General features: G+C 59.9%; 25 protein-coding genes and 2 pseudogenes. 11 read left to right on the top strand and 16 right to left on the bottom strand.

From position 1 onward, the window contains the following. Window positions 1–266 (bottom strand): annotated as a pseudogene (locus K289_RS0137760) (IS110 family transposase); the annotation flags it as partial. A 282-nt stretch (window positions 267–548) separates the two neighbouring features. Between K289_RS0137760 and K289_RS51930 the strand changes: the two are divergent. Beyond that, window positions 549–719, top strand: coding sequence for a hypothetical protein (locus K289_RS51930; protein WP_198024861.1), 171 nt, complete (start codon window positions 549–551; stop codon window positions 717–719). Here the strand turns inward: K289_RS51930 and K289_RS46650 are convergent. The 9 genes from K289_RS46650 to K289_RS0137805 form a co-directional block, all read right to left on the bottom strand. Then, window positions 685–1758 carry a S41 family peptidase gene (locus tag K289_RS46650; RefSeq protein ID WP_051311249.1) on the bottom strand — a complete coding sequence of 358 codons (1074 nt, stop codon included), beginning with the start codon at window positions 1756–1758 and terminating at the stop codon, window positions 685–687. The genes K289_RS51930 and K289_RS46650 overlap by 35 nt on opposite strands. Window positions 1759–1940: 182 nt before the next feature. Further along, on the bottom strand, window positions 1941–3110 hold the full coding sequence (locus K289_RS0137770) for a trans-acting enoyl reductase family protein (RefSeq protein ID WP_027556135.1): 1170 nt from the start codon (window positions 3108–3110) through the stop codon (window positions 1941–1943). A gap of 454 nt (window positions 3111–3564) precedes the next feature. Then, the gene (locus K289_RS0137775; RefSeq protein WP_027556136.1) at window positions 3565–5310 is read right to left on the bottom strand and encodes an adenylate/guanylate cyclase domain-containing protein; all 1746 of its coding nucleotides are present in this window, start codon (window positions 5308–5310) and stop codon (window positions 3565–3567) included. A 378-nt stretch (window positions 5311–5688) separates the two neighbouring features. Then, on the bottom strand, window positions 5689–6243 hold the full coding sequence (locus tag K289_RS0137780) for a thioredoxin family protein (RefSeq protein WP_027556137.1): 555 nt from the start codon (window positions 6241–6243) through the stop codon (window positions 5689–5691). 228 nt (window positions 6244–6471) lie between these two features. Next, window positions 6472–7314: a DUF1194 domain-containing protein gene (locus tag K289_RS0137785; protein ID WP_027556138.1), complete on the bottom strand. Its 843-nt coding sequence runs from the start codon at window positions 7312–7314 to the stop codon at window positions 6472–6474. A gap of 1033 nt (window positions 7315–8347) precedes the next feature. Next, window positions 8348–8830: a MarR family winged helix-turn-helix transcriptional regulator gene (locus K289_RS0137790; protein ID WP_027556139.1), complete on the bottom strand. Its 483-nt coding sequence runs from the start codon at window positions 8828–8830 to the stop codon at window positions 8348–8350. Window positions 8831–8879: 49 nt separating this feature from the next. Beyond that, on the bottom strand, window positions 8880–9593 hold the full coding sequence (locus K289_RS0137795) for an SDR family oxidoreductase (protein WP_027556140.1): 714 nt from the start codon (window positions 9591–9593) through the stop codon (window positions 8880–8882). A gap of 58 nt (window positions 9594–9651) precedes the next feature. Beyond that, a complete protein-coding gene (locus tag K289_RS0137800) occupies window positions 9652–10026 on the bottom strand; it encodes a hypothetical protein (RefSeq protein WP_027556141.1) in 375 nt (124 codons plus the stop codon). Window positions 10027–10056: 30 nt separating this feature from the next. Next, window positions 10057–10938, bottom strand: a complete 882-nt coding sequence (locus K289_RS0137805; RefSeq protein ID WP_027556142.1) for an NmrA family NAD(P)-binding protein — start codon at window positions 10936–10938, stop codon at window positions 10057–10059. A gap of 217 nt (window positions 10939–11155) precedes the next feature. On the opposite strand from K289_RS0137805, the gene K289_RS52630 reads away from it, so the two are divergent. Together K289_RS52630 and K289_RS51085 are read left to right on the top strand one after the other, a co-directional pair. Next, complete coding sequence (locus K289_RS52630) at window positions 11156–11521, top strand: glutathione S-transferase N-terminal domain-containing protein (RefSeq protein WP_371260902.1); 366 nt, start codon at window positions 11156–11158, stop codon at window positions 11519–11521. Then, window positions 11403–12065, top strand: coding sequence for a hypothetical protein (locus K289_RS51085; RefSeq protein WP_027556143.1), 663 nt, complete (start codon window positions 11403–11405; stop codon window positions 12063–12065). Before K289_RS52630 ends, K289_RS51085 begins: the two co-directional genes overlap by 119 nt. Before the next feature lie 214 nt (window positions 12066–12279). Here K289_RS51085 and K289_RS52635 read toward each other — a convergent pair whose 3' ends face one another. The 4 genes from K289_RS52635 to K289_RS51090 form a co-directional block, all read right to left on the bottom strand. Beyond that, the gene (locus K289_RS52635) at window positions 12280–12768 is read right to left on the bottom strand and encodes a hypothetical protein (protein WP_245284115.1); all 489 of its coding nucleotides are present in this window, start codon (window positions 12766–12768) and stop codon (window positions 12280–12282) included. Next, window positions 12758–13018, bottom strand: coding sequence for a hypothetical protein (locus K289_RS0137820; RefSeq protein ID WP_027556145.1), 261 nt, complete (start codon window positions 13016–13018; stop codon window positions 12758–12760). Before K289_RS0137820 ends, K289_RS52635 begins: the two co-directional genes overlap by 11 nt. Before the next feature lie 147 nt (window positions 13019–13165). Continuing rightward, window positions 13166–13327 carry a DUF2934 domain-containing protein gene (locus K289_RS49580; protein ID WP_084788896.1) on the bottom strand — a complete coding sequence of 54 codons (162 nt, stop codon included), beginning with the start codon at window positions 13325–13327 and terminating at the stop codon, window positions 13166–13168. 116 nt (window positions 13328–13443) lie between these two features. Continuing rightward, the gene (locus K289_RS51090; RefSeq protein WP_156918402.1) at window positions 13444–13605 is read right to left on the bottom strand and encodes a hypothetical protein; all 162 of its coding nucleotides are present in this window, start codon (window positions 13603–13605) and stop codon (window positions 13444–13446) included. Window positions 13606–13692: 87 nt separating this feature from the next. Here K289_RS51090 and K289_RS52930 point away from each other — a divergent pair, with 87 nt between their 5' ends. From K289_RS52930 to K289_RS46665, 4 genes and pseudogenes are all read left to right on the top strand, one after another. After that, window positions 13693–13827 (top strand): hypothetical protein, encoded by a 135-nt coding sequence (locus tag K289_RS52930; protein ID WP_256380041.1) that lies wholly within the window; start codon window positions 13693–13695, stop codon window positions 13825–13827. A gap of 993 nt (window positions 13828–14820) precedes the next feature. After that, window positions 14821–15072 carry a hypothetical protein gene (locus K289_RS49585; RefSeq protein ID WP_198024862.1) on the top strand — a complete coding sequence of 84 codons (252 nt, stop codon included), beginning with the start codon at window positions 14821–14823 and terminating at the stop codon, window positions 15070–15072. Window positions 15073–15282: 210 nt separating this feature from the next. After that, window positions 15283–15480, top strand: a complete 198-nt coding sequence (locus K289_RS0137850) for a hypothetical protein (RefSeq protein WP_027556148.1) — start codon at window positions 15283–15285, stop codon at window positions 15478–15480. Between the two features lie 245 nt (window positions 15481–15725). Next, window positions 15726–15930, top strand: a pseudogene (locus K289_RS46665) (cold-shock protein). Between the two features lie 221 nt (window positions 15931–16151). On the opposite strand, the gene K289_RS46670 reads toward K289_RS46665, so the two are convergent. After that, window positions 16152–16331 carry a hypothetical protein gene (locus tag K289_RS46670; RefSeq protein WP_035687439.1) on the bottom strand — a complete coding sequence of 60 codons (180 nt, stop codon included), beginning with the start codon at window positions 16329–16331 and terminating at the stop codon, window positions 16152–16154. A gap of 539 nt (window positions 16332–16870) precedes the next feature. Between K289_RS46670 and K289_RS46675 the strand changes: the two genes are divergently transcribed. The 4 genes from K289_RS46675 (at window position 16871) to K289_RS0137885 (ending at window position 19396) form a co-directional block, all read left to right on the top strand. Beyond that, window positions 16871–17122 (top strand): hypothetical protein, encoded by a 252-nt coding sequence (locus K289_RS46675; RefSeq protein WP_035687431.1) that lies wholly within the window; start codon window positions 16871–16873, stop codon window positions 17120–17122. Window positions 17123–17486: 364 nt separating this feature from the next. After that, window positions 17487–17723 carry a hypothetical protein gene (locus K289_RS0137875; RefSeq protein ID WP_035687434.1) on the top strand — a complete coding sequence of 79 codons (237 nt, stop codon included), beginning with the start codon at window positions 17487–17489 and terminating at the stop codon, window positions 17721–17723. Between the two features lie 40 nt (window positions 17724–17763). Next, window positions 17764–18126, top strand: a complete 363-nt coding sequence (locus K289_RS46680; protein ID WP_245284116.1) for a hypothetical protein — start codon at window positions 17764–17766, stop codon at window positions 18124–18126. A 352-nt stretch (window positions 18127–18478) separates the two neighbouring features. Continuing rightward, window positions 18479–19396 (top strand): helix-turn-helix domain-containing protein, encoded by a 918-nt coding sequence (locus K289_RS0137885; protein WP_156918403.1) that lies wholly within the window; start codon window positions 18479–18481, stop codon window positions 19394–19396. 251 nt (window positions 19397–19647) lie between these two features. Here K289_RS0137885 and K289_RS0137890 read toward each other — a convergent pair. Further along, a partial coding sequence (locus K289_RS0137890; protein WP_027556154.1) for a helix-turn-helix domain-containing protein occupies window positions 19648–20004 on the bottom strand: 357 nt, incomplete at its 5' end.

The following is a 20004-nucleotide window of genomic DNA, read 5'->3' on the forward strand; positions in this document are numbered from 1 at the left end:
TTCTTCTGCCGCTTGACGTAGGGCTTCACATAGGCCGGCGGCATCAACCGCACCGTATGCCCCAGCGCCTGCAGCTCGCGGGACCAGTGGTGCGATGAGGCGCACGCCTCGATCCCCACCAGGCATGGCGGCAGCTTCTGGAAAAATGCCAAGACGTGCCGGCGCCTCAACTGACGGCGTACGACCACTTGGCAGGCTGCATCAACGCCGTGTACTTGGAAGACCGACTTCGCAATATCCAGACCGATCGTCGAAATTGACTGCATAGGCTGCTCCTCCGAATCGTGGGAGCCTCAAACGGCGCCCACTCCTTGGCACTCTCGTGCCGGTGGAGGAGCCGTCCACAGCATCACGAGCGGACTGACTCTAGCCTGGCTGCCGTGGGATCGAATGCTCTGGCAAGAAGCGCAGCATTTCACTTGTGGCGTCCGGTCCTCGCGGATCGGGGGCAGAGCTGGCAGGTTGCCTCCCGAGGATCAGGCCACGGATAGGACTGCGATTGCACGATTGAGTTGAGGATCACCTGGACCCATAGAGGCCGGGTCAGCTTGGACCTCGATCGTGGGGGCGACGCCAACGCCTTCCAGCCGCTCGCCGTCGACCTGCACGTCCCCGACCGCGAGCAACAGCAGGCCGCCGTCAATGAGAAATGCCGTCGCAGCGAGGACAGCTCCCTCGGTCCGGCTACCGATGACCTCGCCCAAGCCGATATTTCTTGAAGCCATAGGCAAGGATCTCCTTGCCGCTGCGGGTGCCACCGTTGACCAGCATGGCGGGCTTACGCCACTTCACGTTCTCGAGCCCGCTGGCGCCATTGCGATCAGTGACCTGCATCGTCGGCGCTCGCGTGTTGAACAAATCAAGATAATCGGGAATCGCGCCGCCCCAGCCGTCTCGCAGGTCCCAGATCAGCGCGTCGGCGTCGTTCAGCGGACTCTGCGATAGAAGATGCTCGAGCGTCCGCTGATACGCGGAGCCAGCGTAGCACCAGACATGAACGTAGCCGATCCGTCGGCCGTTGGTCGGTATTATACGGGCACTGGCCTTCAGGCCGTCCAAGAACATTTTGTTGGGCTCAATTTCAACCGCAGTAACCGATAGTTGCACAAACGCGCCGGCACGACGCAGCCCCAGCACAACTTCCCTGCCGACTTTGCCACGGAATGACTGAACCGGCTGAAACGGTGCACCATCGGCGAACACGATCACATCACCAGCGAGCAGGCCGGCTTGTTGGGCCGGCGTGCCTTCAATGACGCCGGTGATCAGGCTGCGGCCCTGCATGTCGAGACGCGAGAGGACGCCAATGCCGGGATAGGAGATACGGCCACTCGGAAAAACGCGTTCCAGTCCGCGCCGCCTTAACGCACCAGCAAAGATATCGGAAAGCTGGTAGTACTCTGGTTCGTACGGTGTGTAGTAGCGGGTGTGCGAAGCATGCAGCTCAGATAGCATGCTATTGATGGCGCCGGCCAGCGCCTCTTCGGAACTCGCCCGCGTGGCGTCCGGCAAGTAACGTTCCCGGACCGCCGACCAATCGAGCCCGTGCAGGTGCGGATCGTAGAACCGGTCTCGCACGGTCCGCCATACCTCATCGAACGTGGCAATGCGCGCGGGCACGGCTTGGGACCTGGCCGAATCCGCTGCTTCTTGTTGCTCGGCCCACAACACCGTTGGAGTCAGAGCTGATGCCGCGGCCATCGACGTCAGCCGCAAAAAGTGGCGGCGCGACGGTGCTGGGTTGATTACCTTCTTCATCGTGAAACCTTGCGATGGAGCTCGTCGCTGTCCCGATGATCGGACATTCCCAGAGCCAGAGGGGACGTCTCAAACGGGCCGAAAGCGGCCATTGAACCGGATTTGAGGCCGCGGACACCAGTCCGCGCTTTCGTTGGTTACGATCCGCGTAATGCGGCACGCCGCTGGTTCCGAGCGTTAGCTCAACGCGCGCTGAAGGTGAGGCCGGCGCGCTCCGTCAGACGCTTGCGCAACGCCGGCCCCATCAGCGCGCCCGGCGTCCAGATGCCGCCCTCGCCCTGCACGTCGCGCACGAGGCAGAGAGCGCTCTCGGCGATCATCTTGCTGGTCGAGCCGTAGCCCGGATCGCGGTCGCCCGTGACTACCGCCTCGACCCGTCCGCCATCCGGCAGCTCGCCCAGGAAGAGAATGTCGTAGAAGCCCTTCTCGCGCTCCTCCCGAGTCGGGCCTGCACCGGCTTTGAGACCGCCGGTCCCGAGTAGGGAAAATATAGTGGCGAAGGTCTCCGTCGTCACGCGACCGATTTCCCCAAATCCCGGCGCGACCATCATCTCGTCGTAAACGAAGTCGGTGCCGTAGGGATGACCCAATAGGAAATTCGTGCGGTGCACGTTCTTGGTGTTGATCGGCGCCATAGGGAACGGCACGAGCCACACGTTCATCCTCGGGTCGTATTCGGGGATGAGGCCCGACGGCTGAGACGGCCCGGTGAATCCGGGCGTCAACGCGAAGGGGTCGGTCAGCAGCCGGATCAGGGCCGGATCGCGCGTGGCGGCCGCTAACGTCGCCTGAGCGCTCGCCGCGGTGCCGCCAGACATCCCGCCTTTCACCTTGCGCAGGCGGGCCTTGACCCGCCGCGCCGGGCGTCCGAATTTCTCGCGCGCCTTCTCCTGCAACGTGAGCACGCCCAGATCGAACGGAAGGGAATCGAATCCGCAGGAGAAGACGATGCGCGCGCCGGTCCGTTTCGCCTCTTTGTGATGGGCGTCGATCATGTGCCGCATCCAAGCCGGTTCGCCGCACAGATCGACATAGGCCGTGCCCGTGGCCGCGCAGGCCGCGACAAGCTCAGTACCGTGGATCTGATAGGGCCCGACCGTCGTGATGATCACGGCCGCACGATCGCACATCGAATGCAGGCTCACCGGCTCGTCGGCATCCGCCTTAACCAAAGGCAAATCGTCCGGTGCGCCGATGTCCGCACGCACCTTCTGGAGCTTGTCGGTCGAGCGTCCCGCGATCGCCCAGGACGCAGTATCGTCGCCGCGATAGGACGTCGCCAGATATTCGGCGATAAGGCGGCCGGTGTAACCCGTCGCGCCATAGACGATAAGGTCGAAGTCCCGCTTCACGATGCTGGTCCTCCTCGAGACCCGGGAGAGCGCTGTCCCTTACTCGGATCGGTCTTCCGCCGGCTGGATCGCACCAGCTGCCTCTCATTCGATCGCCTCGTCGGCGCGGGCCGAGTAGCGCCTAAGAGGTCGGGACGCCGGGCCATTTTGTGCTGTCCCGGAGCCCGGCGAGGACACGAGGACGCACAGCAAGTGCCCTTCGAAGGGCAGCCGCTTTTATTGAACCGTCCCATCGCGTTGACGGAGGATACCACAGTTCCTGTCCTGGGGCGCCCAACGTCCGGTTGGAGTCAAGACGCCATTTTGACCGCAGGCGAGCCACTTCCGGTTTACCTCGATAAGCGGACAGTTTTCGGGCCGGTTGGTATGTCCCAAACGGACCAGGAGCAGACTTATGCGCCGCAGCAAATCGCGTCCAGTTCGATCACCTCGTCGGCGCGGGGCGCAACCCGGCTTATTCGGGCAACCCCGCTTTCCGAAAGCCCTCTAACATCAGCTTCGAGTTTGATTGTCCGCCGCGAGCTATCCACCCGGATATTGTAAAAGTGGGATCGAGCTCAAGCAGACGGGCCGCCGCCTCACGCGCCTCCGCATCGCGTCCGAGATGGGCGAAAGCGGACGCGAGACAGCGGTAAGCTAGCGAATAGGAGGAATTGTGACGAAGGGATTTCTTCCCTGCGACGATGGCCTCGTCAAAGCGTTGAAGCTCAATCAAGGCAAACCCTATTCCAGCAAGCGGCTGGTGTAGCTCCGGGTCTACCGGGCTCATGTGAATAGCACGTTCAAAGCTTCGGACCGCTTCCTCCGGCAGCCCCGCAACTCTATAGACCCAGCCTCTGTTGAACCATGCCCGATATGAATTTGGGTTGAGCGCGACCGCCCGGTCAGCCATTTCGATTGCACCTTCATAATCGCCGATCGTGTACGCCGAGATTAAGGCAGCCGCTGCTAACGTGTCTGGATCACCATCGTCGACGCTCAATGCCCAGCGAAGAAGCCGAACCGCTTCGTTGCGTTCGAATTGGGGATCGCTAGCATAGCCAAAAAGGACGTTTCGCGAGTGACAGACGCCTGCCAGAGCCGCGACAAAGCCGAATCGAGGGTCCAGTTCCAAAGCGCGATGAGCCAGTCTGATCGCCTCGGCCAAACCTTCGCGGGTCGCCGGGTAGTACTGCTGCATAGCACGGAGATAAAAGTCATAGGCAGTGAGGTTCTCTGGTCGCCGCCGCGTCGCCATCGCAATTTCTGTCTGAAGCAACTTTGGCTGAATGGCTGAGACAACGGCGACCGCCACTTCATCTTGGAGAGCAAAAACGTCCGTCAGGTCGCGCTCGAACCTATCCGCCCAAATATGTGCCCCTGTCATCGCATCAATCAACTGCCCTGTGATGCGAACTTTCCCAGAGGCCTTGCGAACAGACCCCTCAAGGATGTAGCGGACGCCAAGCCTGCGCCCGACTTCCCTGATATCGACGGCTTTGCCTTTGAACGTGAAACTGGAGTTGCGAGCGATCACGAACAGCGATTTGAACCGCGAGAGTGCCGTGATGATCTCCTCGACCATTCCGTCCGCAAAATACTCCTGCTCGGGATCGCCGCTCAGGTTCTCGAACGGCAGCACCGCGATGGAGGGCTTGTGTGGAAGTGGAGGGGCCGTACCTAACCCCTCGGTCGGCGCGCTATACGCCGCCGCGCGGACGGCGTATGCGCGGACCGGCCTGGAGATGTTCTTTAGCTGCTGCTCGCCGCGATCCTCGAAGCCAACGGCCAACTTGCCTTCGATTTCGCCGTACACCTTCTCGGAAATCAGGATGCCGCCCGGGTCGGCGGTCCCCTCCAGCCGGACAGCAATGTTGATCCCGTCGCCAAAAAGATCGCCGTCAGCCCCGACGATAACCTCTCCGAGATTGATCCCAATGCGTAGCTTAAGGGAGCTTCGGCCTGATGCGATGCTTTCCTGTATCTCCACCGCGCATTGCACCGCAGCCGATGGACTTGCGAACTCGGCCAAGGCGCCGTCACCCGTGGTCTTGATCAGTCGCCCGTCGTGGCGAGAGAGGCCAGGCTCGATTACTTCGTGCTTCAGCCGCTCGAACTCGGCGTAGGTGGTTTCCTCAGCGCGTTGCATCAACGCAGAGTAGCCGACCACGTCGGCAGCCAGGATCGCCGCTAGTCGTCTCTGAACCCGCTGCTCGGCCACCGCGTCCTCCGAACGACCCGACTAATCCACGCCGCTGGGACAAGGGGGACCCTAGCACTTTGTCAAAGGCCTGTGAGCGGTAATCGCAGGAGCCCGATTGTCTCTCAAGTGGCATGTTGTCGGGCCCGTGGCCCGGCTGCAATGAACGTGCGTCAACTGGGAAGGTGCGAGTTGGGTCATTTTCGACCGACTTAGCCGGTTATCTCACCGGTTGATGTCCGTGTTGCCCCGGAAGCAGACCTGAAGGAGAAGGGGGCGAATGCGACCCCGGCAGCGGCCGCAGGGCCTTCGTGATGCCGCTAGTCAAATCGCACATGTGCAGCAAATGCTGCCGCACGCCGCGGTCTCAGATACGAAACCTGTTGACAGGGATCGGCTTCATTCGTCCTTCCATTTGATCGAGCAGCCAACAGACGCCTTTTGGTCAGCCGGCGCCAGACCGGTGGTCGCAATCGCGCGCATGGCCTCGACAAGCTCTCGGGGCGCCCCCGCGCGAGGCGGAGTTGTGCGCCCTTCGTCGAGCCGGCCGCGATACTTGAGCTTGCGGTCGGCATTGTAGCCGAAGAAGTCCGGCGTACAGACCGCCCCATACGCCCGAGCGACTGTCTGGGTCTCGTCGTGGAGATATGGAAACGGGAAATCATGAGCCTTCGCGAAACGCTTCATATTCTCAAATGAGTCTTCGGGATAGCTCGCCGCATCGTTCGAGCAAATCGCTGCAAAGCCTATGCTCTCCGACATCAGCACGCGGGCGTCCGAAACTATGCGGTCGATCACCGCTTTAACATAGGGACAATGGTTGCAGATGAAGACGACGACCGTGCCTTTTTCGCCCGCAACGTCGTCCAGTGCGTAAGTCTTGCCGTCGGTGGCCGGAAGCTGGAACACCGCCGCGGGCGTATCAAAAACGACTTGGGTAGCTGCTGTCGCCATATCGGACCTCCTTGTGCTCCAATAGATGCTGACGACGGCCTGCTGGGGCACAGTTTCCAAAACCTGCTCGCCAGTCGCGTCGTTTTGGCCATACGTCAGCCATTTCCGGTCGCCCCTTAACAGCTGCCATTTGGACGAGCGCGGGAATTCGTCGGTGTGGGCCACGAACGGACGTTAGCACCTCCAATGCCCCGGCGCATGGGGCGGCGACCATGATAAACTGCTGTCTCATCGCCGGCCGCGCTCCTGCGATTTTTTTTCGCCGATCAGACAGGGCACCCGGGGCTTTTTCTCGGCGGCTGGGACGATCCCGCTCTCTGGCGTGAGGCCCGCAACTTCGCGAACAAGCTTGGTCCGGATCGCTTCCTGGAATTGTTCGCGATCTTTGATCGTCATGATGAAGGCGCCCGGCCCCCCGATCACGCAGTCCTCGTAATAGAGATCGAGATTCTCGATATCGGTCGTCGAGAGGGATGGCTCCTTCACCATGATCGGGAGGCCGTTGATAATGATGCCTTTCTCCAGGGCAGCGTCACGTGCCCCGGTTACGGGGGCTCCATCGTTGTTCGGCCCATCGCCGGAGATATCGATGACGCGCCGCAACCCGCGATAGGGATTCTCTTCGAACAGCTGGAGTGCGAAATTGATCGCGCCGGAAATCGAGGTACTCGAACCTCGGCGAACCGGCGTTTTTATGATCTCGGCGGCCACTGCATCCGCCGATTCCGGGCCGTCGATCATGCGCCAGGGAACGATGATCTTCTCGTCGCCCGACATCGACCACTCGAAATAGGTCACGGCCACCTTGCTGCCCGGAACGGTCCTAAGCGCCTCAAGGAACTCTTTCGAGACGATGGCCTGTGCATAGCCCTCGCGCTGAATGGCAAGTTCGTCCATATCCATCGAATAGGAGACGTCGACGGCGATAACGAGCTCGACATTGACGGGCTGTACACTGTGGTTGGTGTCGGCGAATCGAGAGTTCGGGGTCGGCGCGGCAATGCCAGCAACGTCACCTCCGACCATCGCCACCGCAACAAGCACCGCGCCGACCGAGACACACCAGCGCATGGCGGCCCTCCCGTCCTTTCACGAGCATGGTGACACCCAAAACGCGCTCCGAAAAGCGGAAACATGCAATTGTCGTCCTCGTTCGCAGCGGTCGAGGCTCGCTCTGGACGATGAGTAGAAACCGGGAACTGCCTCCTGCTTCCGGATCGCGCCTGATCGGTGCGAGCTATCACCTCACGAGCCAACCACGGTTTTCCTGATCATTGACGGTATCGGAAGCAAAGGCGCGCGAGTGCGGCGGTGACCCTTACGGTCAAGCACGCTCACCCACTCAGTCGATTGACTCCGATACTTCCCGAAGTAGCCATTCGTCCGCGCCGCACTAATTTTCCTGTGAATTCAAGACCAAAAATTTAGGGCGGATATGCCGTCGGGATTTGTCCGCCAGGTTCGAAAGTTTGTGCTTGCAAATCAACGCCGTAACGGCGTTCCAAATGATTGAGTGGGAGTAGGGGGACCGGCTATTCCGGAGTGCGTTGGAGAGAAATAGCGTAGGAAAGACGAGGGGCTACAGGAGATCTCATTGATCATTCGCTTTCCATCGTCTCTCCGTGCCGTTGTTCGTCCAAATTATTGATTTAACGAGAGTCTCGCGGCGGACGGACCAAGCCGACTCATTTGACGGTTCTTCCAACGGTTTGATCACAAGTCGCAAGACCCGATGGAGAAAAGACCGTCAAGAATTGTGATCGTTCTGACGGTCTTTTTCTGAGGCCGACTGCTCGAAGCTCGCGGCGCCGCCCGTCGCCCCCGATCGTTAGCCAAAGCGAGTGCTGGTTGCGGCGATGTCTCGTTCTGATGGCAGAGCGGACGTGGGAGAGGGAAGCATTGACTGCTGCTTTTGACTCGTAGCGCAAGTTCCTTTGCAAAACGGCAACCGCTCGTGGAACCTGGATATGCCTCGAGATAACTCGGGCCATATCTTCTCGAGGTTACGCTGCGATCGGAGGTCCGATGTAGCGTGCATAATCGTACGGCCTTGCTCGTGCCGGCCACGCATCGCTGCCGCGCGCTCGCGATCGGATGGCGGCGCTCAGTCCTCCGATGAGCTCGGCTTGATGTTGCCGACGACCATGTTGCGCAGGGCCCCTCGCAGCACGGCGACATTTTTCGCCCCGTTCAGCTGCTCGAACTCCCGCTGCGCACGCTGCCAAAGCGGAGCGGCCTTGTCGTGAAAACGGCGGCCGGCATCGGTCAGCTCGATGAGGCGACTTCGTCCATCGGTGGGCGAGGGCCGGATCCGAACGAGGCCGTCACGTTCCAGGAAGCCGACCATCTTGCCCATGGCGGTCCGTTCGATGTCGAGCTGCTCGGCGAGCGCGTTGACGGCGGCGCTGCCGAGTTCGTTCAGTGCCGCCAGGGTGAGGAACTGCGTGATGCGCAGGCCAACCGGTTCGAGGTGAGCGTCATAAAAGCGCGAGATCTGCCGGTTGGCCTTCCTCATGGCGGAGCAATTGCATTGATCGACTCCCAGCGGCTTGTTCACGGCAACACTCCTTGTCGTTCTCGTTTCCATCGCGGCCCGCGCCGCGGATATAGGCGCGGCGCGGGCGCAGCCGATATTCTCAAAACCCTTGCGGCGGGGTGATGTAGCCGGGCTCCTCGCCCGCAAGCGTGCTCTTCAGCACCGCCGTTCCTTTGTCGGCCATCACCTCGCTCTTGCCGGCGGCGAGGGCGTCGTAGGTCTGGCGCACCACGTCCTCGGGGCTCGCCTTCGGCACGTCAATGCCGTTAGTCAGGTCGGTGTCCACGAACCCGACATGTAGGCCGAGAACCTGAACGCCGCGTTCGCTCAGATGAAAGCGAAGCTGATTGGTGTAGCTCCAGGCCGCCGCCTTTGACGCGGCATAGGGCGTCAAAATCGGCCGCGGCAGCCACACGATGTCTGAGAGCACGTTGACGATGGCGGCGGTCGGCTTCGTCGACAGGATCGGTTCGAAGGCCTGCGTGACGCGCACGACGCCATAATAGTTGGTATCGAACATGCGGGCCGATTGCGCCACGACGTCGGTCGACAGCGGCCCGTCGATCAGAGCAGCGATTCCGGCGTTGTTGATCAGTACCGTCGTATCGGCCGCCAACTTAGCGGCAGCCGAGATCGAGGTCGGATCGGTGACGTCAATCTTGACCGGGATGATGCCGGGCTCGTTGAAGCCGTCCGTCTTGCGCATGCCCGCATAGACTTTCGCGGCACCGCGGCGACGTGCCTCGCGTGCAAAGGCGAGGCCCAGGCCACGATTGGCTCCAGTGATGAAGACGGTTGCGCTCTTGATATCCATGACAGTCTGCCTTTCCAATTTCGTCAGAGGCTGTTCGCGCCGCTGGCTCGTTTTCAGTTCAGATAAAGAGAGTTTCCGGCAGCTGCTTCGACAGCCGCTCGCGCAGGCTGGCGGCAAGGGACAGCACCGCGCCAAGCGGACTCATCCGCACACTGACGCGCGGTACCGATCCGTCGGGATTGTGCTCGACGACGACGGCTGCGCTCAGCTCCTCTCCGCTGGTAAGCGTGGCTTCGTATTCGAGAACAAGCCGCGAGCCGATATCCTGCACGAAGGTCGGTGTCTGCGACGCGTAGAAGGTGCCGACGGCATCGACGACGCGGCGGACGTCCTCGCGTCCCGTGACGGGACCGCGCAGGACGGAGCTGACCAGCTGCGCATCAGCAGTCAGATCGTCCAGAACCGGATGGCGCTCGGCCTGGGGGGGGGACATTTTTCAAACTCATGCTGGCTTTGATTATGTTCAGGCGAACACGGCGCGGTTCTGCGCGATGAATTGCCGGACCGAGAGCGGTGGCGTTCCCGTGATCTTCTCGACGGCATCGTTGGTGCCCGAGAAAATGCCGTCGCGATAAATCTTGGCGACTTCGACCAAGTGCTGCACCAGAAACGGAGGGAACTTGTAGAGATTCTCCATCTTCTCCTTGAACACCGCGATCGAGGTCGGCGCATAGTCGATCCTGGCGCCGAGCACTTCGCTCATCTCGGCAGCGATCTCCGTGTGGTTCATCTCCACCGGTCCGTGCAGCGGATAGATCTTGCCCTTATGGCCTTGCGGCTTCGCCAGGAGGTAGGCAATGACACGCCCCTGATCGTCGCTGGCGATCGGCGCGTGGCGACCGTTCTCAAACGGAAATTCGATCTTCTTTTTCGCCCAGATCTCTTTTCCGAAATGCGGGTAAACCAGCCAATCGGCAAAAAACGTCGGGCGAAGATGCGTTGTCGCAACGCCTGACCAGTCGAACACCCGTTCCGAGACCCAGTGATCCTGCGCGGCATGGCTCGCCGATTCCCGGCGCGCCGAAATCTGCGACATGTTGACGATCGCGCTGACGCCGGCCTCTCTCGCTGCCTGGGCGAAATAGGCGGCCGCGCTGATGATTCCGGGTGCGATCGGATGGAGGAAATAGGCGGATTGGATGCCCTCCATGGCCGCGCGAATAGCGTCGATGTCGGTGAAATCGCCGACGGCGATGTCGACGCCGCGCTGCCTCAGCGCCACCGCGCGCTCGCCAACCGAGCGCACATAGGCGCGCACCGTCTTGCCCATCTTGAGCAGTTCGTCGACGGCGGCGCCCCCGGTCCGCCCGGTCGCACCGCTGACCAGAATAGTTGCTTCGCTCATGACGACGCTCCTTCGTTCATATGAGAGTATATGCTCCTATAGGAGGCTATATTAGGTGTATATGCTCCTAAATCAAGGCGCTTGTTTCGGAACCGGGAGTGGGGGCCGTTCACATCGCCGTGTGCTCGACGGGCGGCTGCCGATATCAATGACGGCCCCGGCCAAGAGACCCGTCAGATGTCGGAGTTCGTCGGGCGCGACACGCCAGGCGGCCTTTATGCGCGCGACACGATGGCCGCCCTCGAAGAGAAGGGCGCGAATTGGCGGCTTGCCGCGTCAAGCCGGCACATCGCGGCAGCCGGAGCATCTGACGCGCTATCCGTTCGGGCGCATGCCGGTGCTCGATCACGGCGACTTCAGGCTCTACGAGACCCAGGCGATTTTGCGCTATCTCGACCGCGCGCTGCCGCAACCCGCCTTTGACGCCGGCCGATCCCAAGTCTGCGGCGCGCATAGACCATGTGATGAGCATCGTCGATTGGCATCTCTTCCAGGGCAGCGGCTGCGGCAACATCATCACCTTCCAGCGCATCGTCCGCCCGATGTTGCTGGGCGAGCCGACCGACGAGGCGGCGATCCATGAGGCGATGCCGCTGGCGCATGTCGTGTTCGCCGAACTGGCGCGGCTGCACAGAGATGTGGGCTGTTTTGTTGGCGAGAGCCTTGCCGATCTGATGGTCGCACGGCATTTCGGTATCCGCCCTCGAGGACAATGCGGACGTCTGGCGAGCGCTCCAGATTTAGGGTTCGCGCCCTTTGGGATCGAACGCCAAACGCGTTCAGCGGCGATGAGCGAAAGATCTCAATGGATGTCGATATCGAGCGATTGCCCAACCGAAGAAATATTGCTGTGGATTCATGAGGGACACGTTGTGACGGTCTGGTCGTCGGTGCTTCGGACCGTTCAACTCGATTTTGTATCCGAAAATCAGAACGATAGGTCGATGCGAGACAATCGAGTGGGAGTAGGGGCCGCGGCTGCCATAGCGTGGTTTGGCGTATTTTGGGGCGTTCTCGTTCTCCCATCTTTCGGCGTCGGGGTGGTTGCGCGCTTCGATCTAACCGATCCGAGGCCGGTATCCCACCGCCCTTATGCTGATGGAGTGTTGCGGCGCATTGTAGCGTGAAGAAAGGCGAGGGCTGGACCTTCGCCTAGCCGCGTCGTACCCGTCACGTATTTTCGTACGATCCACTCTGGCTCTTCTGCGAACGCGAGATGGATCAATCCGCCGACCCTCGGGCGGCGCTTGCACTGCGGCCCATGGCCGGGAGCATCAGCACTCTTCTGGTGATGAGATGTGGGGCGCCAAGTAGATGAACGCCGCACGGTGGATCGAGCGGTCAGTTAGCGCGCCGAGCCCGCGACTGCTTAATGTTGCGTGACACAACCCGATCGTAGGCTTCGAGAGCCGCGTCGGTCGCCAACTTGACCATTTCTTTATAAGCGGTCTCGTGAACTTGCTTGAAGCTGTCACGGATAGCTCGGGCCAGTTGTTCGTCCGTTACCGCTAAGCCCCTCAGCGTTGATCGTCCGGTGAGTAGGCCATACAAATTGAGGCGGTACACATCAGCCGCAAGTTGCCAAGCAAAATCTTCAAGGTCTAGTTGTTCGACCATCGCCGTACGGAACTTTGCAGCGCGATGTGGAGCGCCGAGAAGACTAGTTAGCTGACGCGGTCCGGTGAAAAAACCAACCCATGTTAGAAAAATTGCCTCCCCGCAAAGCCCGGTGGAAGGTCGATGCGGAATGCGGTTAGGCCCAGTTGTCTGATCAGCGTACTCGGCCCGCTCGGTCTGGTGTGGACAGGGATGGTCAAGCTCAACTGACAAGCTGCCTCGGCAACACCACTACGACGTTGATCTCGCGCTCCAATATCTTGGACGCGATGATCGAAATGTGCAGCGCGAATTCGTCCTCAATGTTCGCCGCGGTGTCCTCGTCCTTGGCGTAAACAAACAGGATGTCGCCATCAACTTCGTCGAACTGCACGCCGGCGAAGAGGCGGTCGAACGTCTTCGCGCCGACGATGAGCGCCATGCCGGCTTGGATTGCGTGGTCGTGAACTTCGGTCAATTGCATGGCCAAACAGATAGGTACGCAGCGCGTAAGAGCAAGCGTCTAGGGTCGGGCGATCTGCTGTTGGGCCTATCGCATCGAAGTAATGCCATTTCTCCTCTGCGCTCTGATTGGCCGCTCTTTGAGGAACGCGCGGTTCTGGGAGCGAGCTTAAATGTCGGTACCTTTGTTTAGGTCACCACGCTCTTCTGCGCCCTGCAATTCCCTCTGCGCTTGGTTCCAGAACTCATCTTCGCGTCCTTCGGGTTTGCCCGCCTGCTCCCACAGCACGAACGCGCGTTTCCGTATCTGCTCTTCTGTTGGGTGAGCCATGATTATTTCTCCCATAGCGCAGGTTCCGCCTTGGGGAGGCACAGAGAGGTGGACTGTCGGGCCAACTTTGGTCCAAAAGCCAATTCGGGCTGAGAAGAGTTGTTCCTTGCTTTCAGCTATGCCGCTGCCCGATCTTCCTTGTCCGCGCCACGCATCACGATCTTGAGCACATCGTCCAGCAACGGCCGCTGCAGCGCCTTCGCCTCATCCAATGGCGCGTGCATCCAGACATCGCGCTCGTTAAGGAACTGGTTACTAGTCACTGTCACCATTTGCATATTAGGTCGCCATATGCGGCAGCGCATTCTGAGAACGGTTTAATACTTCGACACGCCCGGTTGGCGGTCTCTTTCAGGAGAGGCCCAATGTTTAAGGGCTTCAAGGTGGTAGTTGTGGCGCTGATTAGCACGGCGCAACTGGATCGATACCTAACCAACGGTCGGTACACCGATGCGGCCACGGATATGCTGCTGCAAATCAGGCATGCGTTTGGGTTCTGAGATCTCCTTGGAGGACAATTTTGAGGCGCGTGATGGAAGGCACCTCCTGGGCTGATCTCGACGCGGAGCAGCAACGCGCCATTGCGATACTGGGAGCCGGACTTTCTATCGAGCTGTGTGACCCCGTTGCTCTCCTGAAATTAAAGCGGCTCGGGCTGATCGTAGGCTCCCACTTGACGGCTGCTGCGCACGAGTTGCGGAGGGGCGTTGTTTTGGACGAACTCCGGCGCGTTGATTGCGTGACGTAAGCTTGAGGGTATGAATAAGGCTTGGGGTATGGGAGATGTCAGGTGCTATTGGGCTGATCGTGGAGGGTTACGTTTCCCTCAAGGATCAGAGGGCTCTCGATGAGCTTCGGATGCAGCGCCGGAAGCTTATCGCAGACCTCAATGCTTGTACCGGGATCGATTGCACGAGTACTATCCAGCAGATCGAGGAAGACATCGTCGTGATTGAGGCTGGGCTGGCGCGTTTGGATGACCTAAGGACAAGATAACTGACCAAGGCTGTCGCGTTGGGGGCAGGTTAGCCGACAAGCTGCCGCGGCAGCACCATTCCGATGTAGATGTGTCGATTTAATACTTGAGGCGACAAATCGAAAAGTGCGGCGCTTCATCCATCCTCGACCTTCGCCGCGGGCGGCCTCGCTTTTCTCTGCCCGGAGAAGGCGGGGCGGTTTCATGGCGTGCAGTTTCAGGGCCTCAGCAGATCCTCGCCTGGCGTCAGTAGGCGCACATACGTACTCGTGCAACATCAGCCAGCCACGCTCGACAGCGCAGCCGACGCCGAACTCCTCGTGCGCGCGGCGGCGAGCTCCTGCCAGATGGCTTGGAAGCCGGCGCGGGCCTCATCGAATGTCTCGGCAATGCCGCCCAGCCTCGCTCTGTTTGGACCTGAAGCGGCTCGGTTTTTTTGTTGGACTTGTGAAATAGCTCACAATTGGAAGGCGTAAGCCGGGCATAACGTTCGCGCGTCGAAAAACGGAGCATGCCCATGAAATTTCAAAGTTCAGGGACGCTCGCGCTTATAGCCGCCGTATTCGTTGCTGCCGGAGTGGCAATGACCGTCAGTTACCCACGAGCCTTCTTTGAGCCCAGCTTGGGAGCGGATTGGCAATGCAGCCGGGTCGCGTTTCTCCTGACCAGTTGTTCACAAATCGAGCGCAACGCCAAAATGGCCTGGCGCGCAACAATTGCCGAGGCATTAGAGGCTGGAACCGTCGCTCATCCTACCGACCGGCGTTAGACGGACCGGGATACTCGCATTAGGTCGGTTCGCTGCCGGCCATGCAGGCCAATTTGACGCTGGCTAGTGTCACAAAACTTTGACAGACGAGTGCGAATTTCGTCGGCGCTGGGATTTCAGGGCCCAGACCGGAATGCATTGCGGACGCTGGCGAGCGAATATATTCCGCTCGTGCGGCGTTCAGCATCCTCTCAACGTCGGGAGCTGGGCATGTTTGACGCCGAAATGACTGCGCTTCTCAGGGCTGTGCTCGAGGAAGTCTGCGAGAATATTCCCGTCAATGAGATCGGCGCCAGAACGCGCGTTGCCTCGAAGATCCTCGAAGCTGCGGCACAGGGGCAACTCTCGATAGACGCGTTGAAAGCGGCAGGTCACAAGGCCCTGAACTCACCCACTATGTGGCGTTAATATCTTCTCACCGTGGAAATGGCCCGCCGTTTCACGCTGGCGAGCCTCTCACCTTCTCGATGGGCGGCCCCTGACTGCGCGGGTATGCAGGCCGAGCATCTGATCATCCAGACACTGACCATCCAGACGAAGCGCGGATTGAGACGGCGATATAATGGCCGCTCGCTCCTATGTCGGAAATCGTACAGTCAGGCGTCCGTGGTCAGCTCCACTTCGGGGAAATGCTTTTTTTTGAGACACTGACGTTGGTGATCGGTAAAGTGAAGTGGTTTAACGCGACCAAAGGCTATGGCTATTCAGCTCGATGACGGCGGCTCAGACATCTTCGTGCACATCAGTGCCGTCGAGAAAGCCGGCTACACCGGCTTGGCTGAGGGCGTGCGGATCAGCTACGAGCTGAGGGCCGGGCGGTCCAGTAAGATGTCCGCGGAAAATCTACGTGTTGGCTGACGCGCGCACCCGCAATCCGCACCAGTTCGCTGGTTCTGCCTTCAAGAGCCGGACGTAAGTGCCGGACTCGTGCAACTCGAGCCAACCGCGCTCGACCGCGTGCTTTATGCCGGCGCCAAATTCCGGCTCGCATGCCTTCAGCGTGTAGTGGAATGGCGCGTTGATCTTTTCGATATGGATGCGTCCGTCCTGGACGGGCAGAACCTTCTTTATCCCGCAGTTTAGCGCTGATGCCCTAAACCAATTCCAAGACTACGCGCCTTTTGTCTCAAGGAGCCCTCCGACCGCTTCATCAGCTTCGAAAGCTTTGCCACCGGGGTGCGGGCTTTGGAATGTGCCTTGAGCAGCTTGACGTCGTCCTTGGTGTACTCTTTGCGCTTGCTCTTCGTCTTTTTTGCCACTTGATATTCTCCAGCGAGATCAAGCGCGGGGTTAAAGTGATCGTGCGAATGCGTCAAGCACCTCGCGAAAAGGCGTCGCTCAGTCGCCAGGCCGGCTCGCTATTCACGAGGCGCGCCGCCGCGCCTGACGGAGACTACCCTCCTCGGCCAACATTGGAGGAGGCGTTGTCCAGCCATCGCCTCGTCGCGTCGTCGCTCCAGCCGGGAACCGCGAAGCGCTTCGGCGGACTCGCGGCTGCATCGGAACGAACGATTGTAGGCTGGCGCGTGCGGGTATGACGTCCCGTTGCGGCGTTCGCTGAAGCGCACAGGATCACCAACAGGGCCAACGTCAAGATAGAACGCATCGCAGAATTTGCCTAACCGAGCTATCATTGGTCTCTATGTGGTGGAAGACTACGCCGCGCCAAGATGTACTGTTCGCATTGAGGGTTCTGTCAGCCCTCGCGAAGTCAAGAAATCATCTGGGCGTCGGCATCGAGAGTCAGCGCGGAACTATGGCGTGCTCGCAACGTTTCCTCGCTAAGGAGGAGTTGCCCATGAAAACCGCCACCCTTATTTTGGCCGTCGCGCTGGCGTTGTCAGGCAGCTACGCCTCGGCTCACGGCGCCAAGCGTCATCACCACCACGGTTTGTTCAATTCGATGAACATGATGCGCGGCCCCGGCGCAACGGCGGCGCGCACCGATCCGAACGGGACTGCTGCAGGCCCGACCACCCTCAGCGGCACCGGCTCCTCGAAGTTCGGCGGACAGGTCCCGGGTTCAGCTCGTGCAACGCGCCAGCCGTAAGTCAAAACTCGGCGCTCGGCGGATTCGGCGACACTTTCTCTGAGAGGCACCATCTCCGTCGCGCCGGTTGGTCCGACGATCCCCCAGGGCGAGCAGTAGGTGCGGCTGCTTGATTGGATTGTTGGCCTGCCGCTCGGCCTCCTGAATCTCGGTATCGAGCATCTGGACCTGCCAGTGTAGGTCAGAAATCAGTGCGCGGAGGTGCATGTGGGTGGTCGCATCAGTGCGGTTGCGATGTGTTTCTGTGTCCTAATTCCCACACTTGCAGCCAAAGAGCATCCATTTGTCACCTTTCGAACAGACAGGCAAAATCCGTTCCGTTCCAGCTGGCGCTATTGGAAGCATCGTCGGTTGGGGAGGCGAAATGGAACGTTCCCTGTTGATTGAGATGACGCGCGACAAATATGTCGAGCGGTGCAAGCATCGGGCCTTCGATCATCTCGACCGAGGTGATCTCAAGAACGCTGTCGCCTCGTTTGTCGGCAATATGAACGCGCGTCCCGATTGCGAATTGCCATCCTACCTGGCAACGCTTGGCGCTTCGCTGTTAACGGCGAACGATGTGCTCGGCTGGAGGACGCTCATTGAAGGATTGAGGTGATGACCTGATGATCAACACGCGAGATCGGGAATGAAGGAGCGTGACAAGGCGTCTCCTCCATCCAGGTTCTTGGTTCGCCAGCCCGGGTCTGGCGATCAATAAGAAACAAGCCGTGCACATCGAGCGGACGCTGATGGATGAGCGCGGGCCTTTGGGGCGTGGGATGGCGCACTACCGAGCTTACCTTTTGGATCACGACCACCACGTTATAAGCGTGGCCAATTTGCAGTGTGCCGACGAGCAGGAAGCAAGAGAACGTGCTCAGCAGCTAGTCGATGTCAACGACATCGAGCTATGGCAACTTGATCGGCGTATTGCGGTGTTTGAGGCCGCCACAAGCCGAACCTCGCAGGCCACCGGACAGGGAAGATCTGAGCAGGCGCAGCGCCCTGCAAACAAATGAAGCGCGTCATCTCAGTCCCGGCTTCTCGGGTTGTCGATCATGGAAGATAGTCCGGGAACACGCCGGGGCATCGGCTGCAAGACGTAGCGATTGACCCTTCTTGGTGATCCACTGCGGACCATTCGCATTCAAGATGAATTATCGCGAAAATGGCGAGCAATGATTTGCAAGGTGCGGTCGGCGGGTATCATAGTCTTAAGGTTGCGCAAGACACGTGATAGAAATTCGGCAAGACCCGACGTGTTGGTCGCTATACGCTCAACCCGTAGTATTCCGGAATCTCTAGAACCCGATTCGGCTTTAGTATTGTTAGAGGGCCTTGCCCCTCGATAGGAGAATAGCGGTTCTCGCTGTGCTGGCGCCAAAGATATTTCGCTTTACCGATCTCGATCAGTATCGAACAGCCGTGCGAAATCTGAAGGTCGAATTTACGCCTCTCGCACGGAAAATCTCTGCTGAGCAAGTCATCCTAAATCTCCCGGGATGTGACATCAATTTTGCGAGGTCTTTCCCGCGCATCGCCGATGGTCAGCTTGCCGACAATTGCACAGCTGTCGGGTTCTCGATGGATGACGGTTTTCCCATTCGCTTCAACGGGGTCGAAAGAGATCACTCGGCTATCGCGATCGGCGGCAGCGGTGCTGCATATTCCACAGTCGAACGGACCGAGCGGCAATACGCATCGATTATTTTCACGCCAGCGATACAGGATCGTGGCTGGCCCCAAGCAGGTCCCAACTGGAAAGCGTTTGAAACAAGCACCGCTGCGCAGCATTGGCTGCGCGAGCTCGTGAGGCAGATCTTGTCGACTTCCGCGACATTCGATGCCTGGGAGGCGGGCGACGCCTCGTCCGCAATCCGGGAGTCCCTACTGGCTGGAATTGATGCCGCATTCGCCCACGTTGTTGACGCAAGATGGGCGTTTCATGCGAACTACCTTGGGCATTTCAGGAGTTTCCGGGATATTCAGGAAGTATTGTCCGGCAACATCGGGCGTCCGATCTACAGCGAAGAACTTGCGCGAGAAGTTGGCGCCTCAGTGCGAACCATGAACGAGGCGGTCAAACGATACCGAGGAATGAGCCTCCATCGATATTTGCGCCTGAGGCGTCTTTGGCTCGTGCGGCAACGACTGCTGGCCGGAACGGATAGCGTAAAGGCGTGTGCGCTCGCTTTCGGATTTTGGCACTTAGGTGATTTCGCGCAGAGTTATCGTCTTCAGTTCGGGGAACGACCCTCGGACACTCTGGCGAAATCGCGTCTCCAGTGATGCGGCTTTCCAGAATTGGTGGTCGTGGGCTCCCCTTTGCCGCGAAGAGCTAGGCGAAAGATCCTGGAGGGCCATAGCGGCGTCCGGTGACGAGGGGCATCGGATCGGTCACCAAAGCTGTTCGGGACACTATTGAGACCCGATGGCCTATTGAATTCACTTGAGTGTTTCGGCGAGCCGTGGCGCTACAGCGGCAGGGACTAGCCTTCGCGCGATAGCTGAGCTCGCAATGCAGCTTGCCCGAGAGCGATTCAGCCGGCGACCGCGCGGGTCTGGCCGGGCAGCAGGCGCTCGCGGAAGCGGCCGGGCGACAAGCCGACATTGCGGGAGAAGAACCGGTTGAAATAGGCCGGATCGGCATAGCCGAGCGCCGCACCGATCTCGTTCACGGTCATGTCGGAATAGAGCAGGTTGCGTTTGGCCTCCGTGAGCAGCCGGTCATTGATCAGCGCCAGCGACGACTTGCCCGTGGTAGCGCGGCAACACGCATTGAGACGCGCCGCCGTCACGCCGAGCTTGCGCGCGTAGAAATCGAGCGGCGGGTGATTGCGATAGTGCCGCTCGACCAGCTCGCGAAAGCGCATCACCGTGTCGGCGTCCCGCTCGGT

The organism is Bradyrhizobium sp. Cp5.3 (genome assembly GCF_000426265.1).
Taxonomy (GTDB): Bacteria; Pseudomonadota; Alphaproteobacteria; order Rhizobiales; family Xanthobacteraceae; genus Bradyrhizobium; species Bradyrhizobium neotropicale.